The organism is uncultured Amnibacterium sp., from assembly GCF_964244015.1.
In the GTDB taxonomy this organism is placed as follows: domain Bacteria; phylum Actinomycetota; class Actinomycetes; order Actinomycetales; family Microbacteriaceae; genus Amnibacterium.
Genome location: NZ_CAXTHO010000170.1, coordinates 1 through 4,878 on the forward strand (window position 1 = coordinate 1; position 4,878 = coordinate 4,878).

Below are 4,878 nucleotides of genomic sequence, written 5' to 3' on the forward strand. Positions count from 1 at the left end.
GCTTCTTGGTCAGCGGACGGTCGGGGTAGATGTTGATCCACACCTTCCCGCCTCGCTTGATGTGGCGGGTCATCGCGATCCGAGCGGACTCGATCTGCCGGTTGGTGACGTAGGCGGGGGTGATCGCCTGGATGCCGAACTCGCCGAACGACACCTTGGTGCCGCCGGTGGCCTGACCGGTACGACCCGGGTGGTGCTGCTTGCGGTGCTTCACGCGACGTGGGATCAGCATCAGGCGTTCGCCCCTTCCAGGGAGTCGTTGCGGCGTCCGCCGCCACGGCGGTCGTCGCGCTGCGGGCGGGTGCGACCGGGCTGCGACGCCTGCTCGCGCGCCAGCTCCTTGGCGGTGATGTCGCCCTTGTAGATCCAGACCTTCACGCCGATGCGGCCGAACGTCGTCTTGGCCTCGTAGAAGCCGTAGTCGATGTTCGCGCGGAGCGTGTGCAGGGGAACGCGACCCTCGCGGTAGAACTCGCTGCGGCTCATCTCCGCGCCGCCGAGGCGACCGGATACCTGCACGCGGACGCCCTTGGCGCCGGCGCGCTGCGCGCTCTGCAGGCCCTTGCGCATCGCACGGCGGAACGCCACGCGAGCGGAGAGCTGCTCGGCGATGCCCTGCGCGACCAGCTGCGCCTCGGCCTCGGGGTTCTTGACCTCGAGGATGTTGAGCTGGATCTGCTTCTTCGTGAGCTTCTCGAGATCCGTGCGGATCGCTTCGGCCTCGGCGCCGCGGCGGCCGATCACGATGCCCGGGCGCGCCGTGTGGATGTCCACGCGGACGCGATCGCGGGTGCGCTCGATCTCGATCTTCGCCACGCCGGCACGGTCGAGCCTCTTCAGGAGGAGGCGACGGATCGCGACGTCCTCCGCCACGAAGTCCTTGTACCGCTGACCGACCTTCTGCGAGTCGCTGAACCAGCGCGAGGTGTGATCGGTGGTGATGCCGAGGCGGAAGCCGTACGGGTTGACCTTCTGGCCCATCAGCGGTTCCCCTTCTTCTGCACTGTCTTCTTCTGCACTGGCGAGTTCTCGGCGTCGGCCACGGGGGTCGACAGCACGACGGTGATGTGGGATGTGCGCTTGTTGATGCGGAACGCACGGCCCTGGGCTCGCGGCTGGAAGCGCTTGAGCGTGGTGCCCTCGTCGACGTAGGCCCTCTGGATGAAGAGGTCCTGCTCGTCGAGGTAGCTGCTCTCGGCGTCGGCCTTGACCTTGGCGTTCGCCATCGCCGAGGCGACGAGCTTGTACACCGGGGTCGCCGCGGCCTGCGGCGAGAACTTGAGGATCGCGAGGGCCTCCGCGGCCTGCTTGCCGCGGATGAGGTCGACGACGCGACGGGCCTTCTGCGGGGTGATGCGGACCTGCCGCAGCCGCGCGGTGGACTCCACCATGACTGTCTCCTTCCGTCGCCGCGGTTAGCGGCGACGACCCTTCTTGTCGTCCTTCTCGTGCCCGCGGAACGTGCGGGTGGGGGCGAACTCGCCGAGCTTGTGCCCGACCATCGCCTCCGTCACGAAGACGGGGATGTGCTTGCGGCCGTCGTGCACGGCGATGGTGTGGCCGAGCATGGCGGGGATGATCATCGAGCGGCGCGACCAGGTGCGGATGACCTGCTTCGAGCTGTTCGTGTTCTGGTTCTGCACCTTCGTCAGCAGGTGGTCGTCGACGAAGGGGCCCTTCTTCAGGCTGCGAGGCATGTTGCTGCGTCTCTCTCTTCTGTCTCGGCTACTTGCGCTTCTTGCCGGCGTTGCGGCGGCGGACGATGAGCTTGTCGCTCTCCTTGTTCGGGTGCCGGGTGCGGCCCTCGGCCTGACCCCACGGCGTGACCGGGTGACGACCACCGGAGGTCTTGCCCTCACCACCACCGTGCGGGTGGTCGACCGGGTTCATCGCGACACCGCGGACGGTCGGGCGGACGCCCTTCCAGCGCATGCGGCCGGCCTTGCCCCAGTTGATGTTCGACTGCTCGGCGTTGCCGACCTCGCCGATCGTCGCGCGGTTGCGCACGTCCACGTTGCGGACCTCGCCGGAGGGCAGGCGCAGCTGCGCGTACGGGCCGTCCTTCGCCACGAGGCGCACGGAGGCGCCCGCGGAGCGGGCCATCTTCGCGCCGCCACCGGGCTTGAGCTCGATCGCGTGGATGACCGTGCCGACCGGGATGTTCTTCAGCGGCAGGTTGTTGCCCGGCTTGATGTCCGCGCCGGGACCGGTCTCGATGACGTCGCCCTGCTTGATCCTGGTCGGGGCCAGGATGTAGCGCTTCTCGCCGTCCACGTAGTGCAGCAGCGCGATGCGCGCGGTGCGGTTCGGGTCGTACTCGATGTGCGCGACGCGGGCGTTCACGCCGTCCTTGTCGGAGCGACGGAAGTCGATGACGCGGTACTGGCGCTTGTGCCCGCCACCGATGTGCCGGGTGGTGATGCGACCCTGCGCGTTGCGGCCACCGGTCTTCGGCAGCGGGCGCAGCAGGCTCTTCTCGGGCGTGGAGCGCGTGATCTCGGTGAAGTCGGACACCGACGAGCCTCGGCGGCCCGGCGTGGTCGGCTTGTACGAACGAATAGGCATGTGATTCCCCTCCGGCCCTAGCCGACTGCCGTGAAGATGTCGATGGTCCCGGACTTCAGCGAGACGATGGCGCGCTTGGTGTCCTTGCGCTTGCCGGTGCCGAACTTGGTCCGGCGGGTCTTGCCGGTGCGGTTGGCCGTGGTGACGGCCTTGACCTGGACGCCGAAGATCTTCTCGATCGCCAGCTTGATCTCGGTCTTGTTCGCACGGGGGTCCACGAGGAACGTGTACTTGCCCTGGTCGATCAGGCCGTAGCTCTTCTCGGACACCACGGGACGCAGGATGATGTCGCGCGGGTCCTTGTAGTTGATGGCACTCGTGTCGACGGCGCTCACGCGGAGACCTCCTCGGCGGACGAGCCCTTCGACGCGATGAACGTCTCGAGGGCGGCGGGGGTGAAGACGAGGTCGTCGCTCTTCAGGACGTCGTAGGCGTTCAGCTGGTCCACGTACAGGACCTCGACACCCTTCAGGTTGCGGAGGCTCTTCAGCGCGACCAGGTCGCCGCGGTCGAGGACGACGAGCTGGCGCTTGCCGTTCCGGGTCGCCTCCAGCGCTGCGGCGGCCGCCTTCGTGGAGGGCACACCGCCCAGGTCGAGCGCGACCTGGTGGATGCGGCCGGCACGGGCACGGTCCGAGAGCGCGCCGAGCAGCGCGGCGGCGATCATCTTCTTGGGGGTGCGCTGCGAGTAGTCGCGCGGCGTCGGTCCGTGGACCACGCCTCCACCGCGATGCTCGGGGGCCCGGACCGATCCCTGACGGGAGCGGCCGGTGCCCTTCTGCTTGAACGGCTTGACACCGGAACCGGACACCTCGCCGCGGTTCTTGGTCTTGTGCGTGCCCTGACGAGCGGCGGCGAGCTGCGCCACGACCACCTGGTGGATCAGGGGGACGTTGGTGGTCGCGTCGAACAGCTCGGGCGGCAGGTTCTGCGCCTGCGTTGATGTGCTCTGGGCCATGGTCAGGCTCCCTTCACGGCGTCGCGGACGAAGACGAGACGGCCCCTGGCACCGGGGACTGCGCCCTTGACGAGCAGCAGACCCTTCTCCACGTCGACCGCGTGGACGGTCAGGCTGAGCGCGGTCACGCGCTCGCCGCCCATCCGGCCGGCCATGCGCATGCCCTTGAAGACGCGGGACGGCGTCGAGGAGCCGCCGATGGACCCCGGCTTGCGGTGGTTGCGGTGCGAGCCGTGGCTCGCGGAGACGCCCTTGAAGTTGTGGCGCTTCATGACGCCGGCGAAGCCCTTGCCCTTGCTGGTGCCGACGACGTCGACCTTCTTGCCGGCCTGGAACAGGTCGACCGAGAGCTCCTGGCCGAGCGTGAACTCGGCGGCGTTCGCGGTGCGGACCTCGGTGACATGGCGGCGCGGGGTCACCCCGGCGGCGGCGAAGTGGCCGGCCTCCGGCTTGCTGGACTTGCGCGGGTCGATGGCGCCGGCGGCGATCTGGAGGGCGACGTAGCCGTCCTTCTCGATCGTGCGAATCTGGGTGACGACGTTCGGGGTCACCTGGATGACCGTGACGGGGACGAGCTTGTTGCCCTCGCCCCAGACCTGGGTCATGCCGAGCTTCGTGCCGAGGAGCCCGGAGAACGTGCGGGTCGCAGTGGACATCCGTTCCTCCCTAGAGCTTGATCTCGATGTTGACGTCCGCGGGCAGGTCGAGCCGCATGAGCGAGTCGACGGCCTTCGGCGTCGGGTCGATGATGTCGATGAGGCGCTTGTGGGTGCGCATCTCGAAGTGCTCGCGGCTGTCCTTGTACTTGTGCGGCGAGCGGATCACGACGATGACGTTCTTCTCGGTGGGCAGCGGCACCGGGCCGACGACCTGCGCACCGGCACGCGTCACCGTGTCGACGATCTTCCGCGCGGAGCTGTCGAGCCCAGCGTGGTCGTACGACTTCAGTCGGATGCGGATCTTCTGTCCCGCCATGGATTCCTCGTTCCGTGCGCGCCTGAGACGCGCGGTTCGTGGCCTGCCGGCCGACCCGCCCCGCACCTCCGGGTCTCCCCGAGGGCGCAGCACGATCCGCACCGCTGTTCTGCTTTGGGTGTCGACGTCCGCCCGCGCATGCGAGACCCGCACAGGCGGACCGAGTCCGCAGCGCGTCTGCGCACGCCCTCACCACGACCCGGAGGTCCTGGCACCGAAAGCGCCGAGGTGTTCTGCTGCCCGCGACCCGGTCCTTCGACCGTGTACTGCCTGACAGTGATCCGGAGGCCCGCGTGCACGCTGTGCAGCGATCCACCCGGAATGTGGAACCCCGATATCTTGCCACGCCCCAGGACGAGGTGCAACCCGGGCGTGTCGCA

At 68.5% G+C, this 4,878-nt stretch carries 9 protein-coding genes; all 9 read right to left on the bottom strand.

The annotated features are described in order from the left end of the window. On the bottom strand, window positions 1-232 hold a 232-nt coding region (gene rplP / locus ACFE67_RS14055; RefSeq protein WP_375407499.1), incomplete at its 3' end, for a 50S ribosomal protein L16. After that, a complete protein-coding gene (rpsC, locus tag ACFE67_RS14060; protein WP_375407500.1) occupies window positions 232-981 on the bottom strand; it encodes a 30S ribosomal protein S3 in 750 nt (249 codons plus the stop codon). The genes rplP and rpsC, both read right to left, overlap by 1 nt. Then, the gene (rplV, locus tag ACFE67_RS14065) at window positions 981-1,391 is read right to left on the bottom strand and encodes a 50S ribosomal protein L22 (protein WP_375407501.1); all 411 of its coding nucleotides are present in this window, start codon (window positions 1,389-1,391) and stop codon (window positions 981-983) included. Before rplV ends, rpsC begins: the two co-directional genes overlap by 1 nt. Before the next feature lie 24 nt (window positions 1,392-1,415). Beyond that, complete coding sequence (gene rpsS / locus ACFE67_RS14070) at window positions 1,416-1,697, bottom strand: 30S ribosomal protein S19 (protein ID WP_375407502.1); 282 nt, start codon at window positions 1,695-1,697, stop codon at window positions 1,416-1,418. A gap of 28 nt (window positions 1,698-1,725) precedes the next feature. Beyond that, window positions 1,726-2,565 carry a 50S ribosomal protein L2 gene (gene rplB, locus ACFE67_RS14075; protein ID WP_375407503.1) on the bottom strand — a complete coding sequence of 280 codons (840 nt, stop codon included), beginning with the start codon at window positions 2,563-2,565 and terminating at the stop codon, window positions 1,726-1,728. 17 nt (window positions 2,566-2,582) lie between these two features. Continuing rightward, entirely contained in the window at window positions 2,583-2,876 is a 294-nt protein-coding gene (gene rplW, locus ACFE67_RS14080) for a 50S ribosomal protein L23 (RefSeq protein ID WP_375407506.1), read from the bottom strand. Between the two features lie 20 nt (window positions 2,877-2,896). Beyond that, window positions 2,897-3,523: a 50S ribosomal protein L4 gene (gene rplD / locus ACFE67_RS14085; RefSeq protein ID WP_375407504.1), complete on the bottom strand. Its 627-nt coding sequence runs from the start codon at window positions 3,521-3,523 to the stop codon at window positions 2,897-2,899. Window positions 3,524-3,525: 2 nt separating this feature from the next. Next, entirely contained in the window at window positions 3,526-4,179 is a 654-nt protein-coding gene (gene rplC / locus ACFE67_RS14090; protein WP_375407505.1) for a 50S ribosomal protein L3, read from the bottom strand. A gap of 10 nt (window positions 4,180-4,189) precedes the next feature. Next, window positions 4,190-4,498, bottom strand: a complete 309-nt coding sequence (rpsJ, locus tag ACFE67_RS14095; protein ID WP_297343784.1) for a 30S ribosomal protein S10 — start codon at window positions 4,496-4,498, stop codon at window positions 4,190-4,192. Window positions 4,499-4,878: the final 380 nt, after the last annotated feature.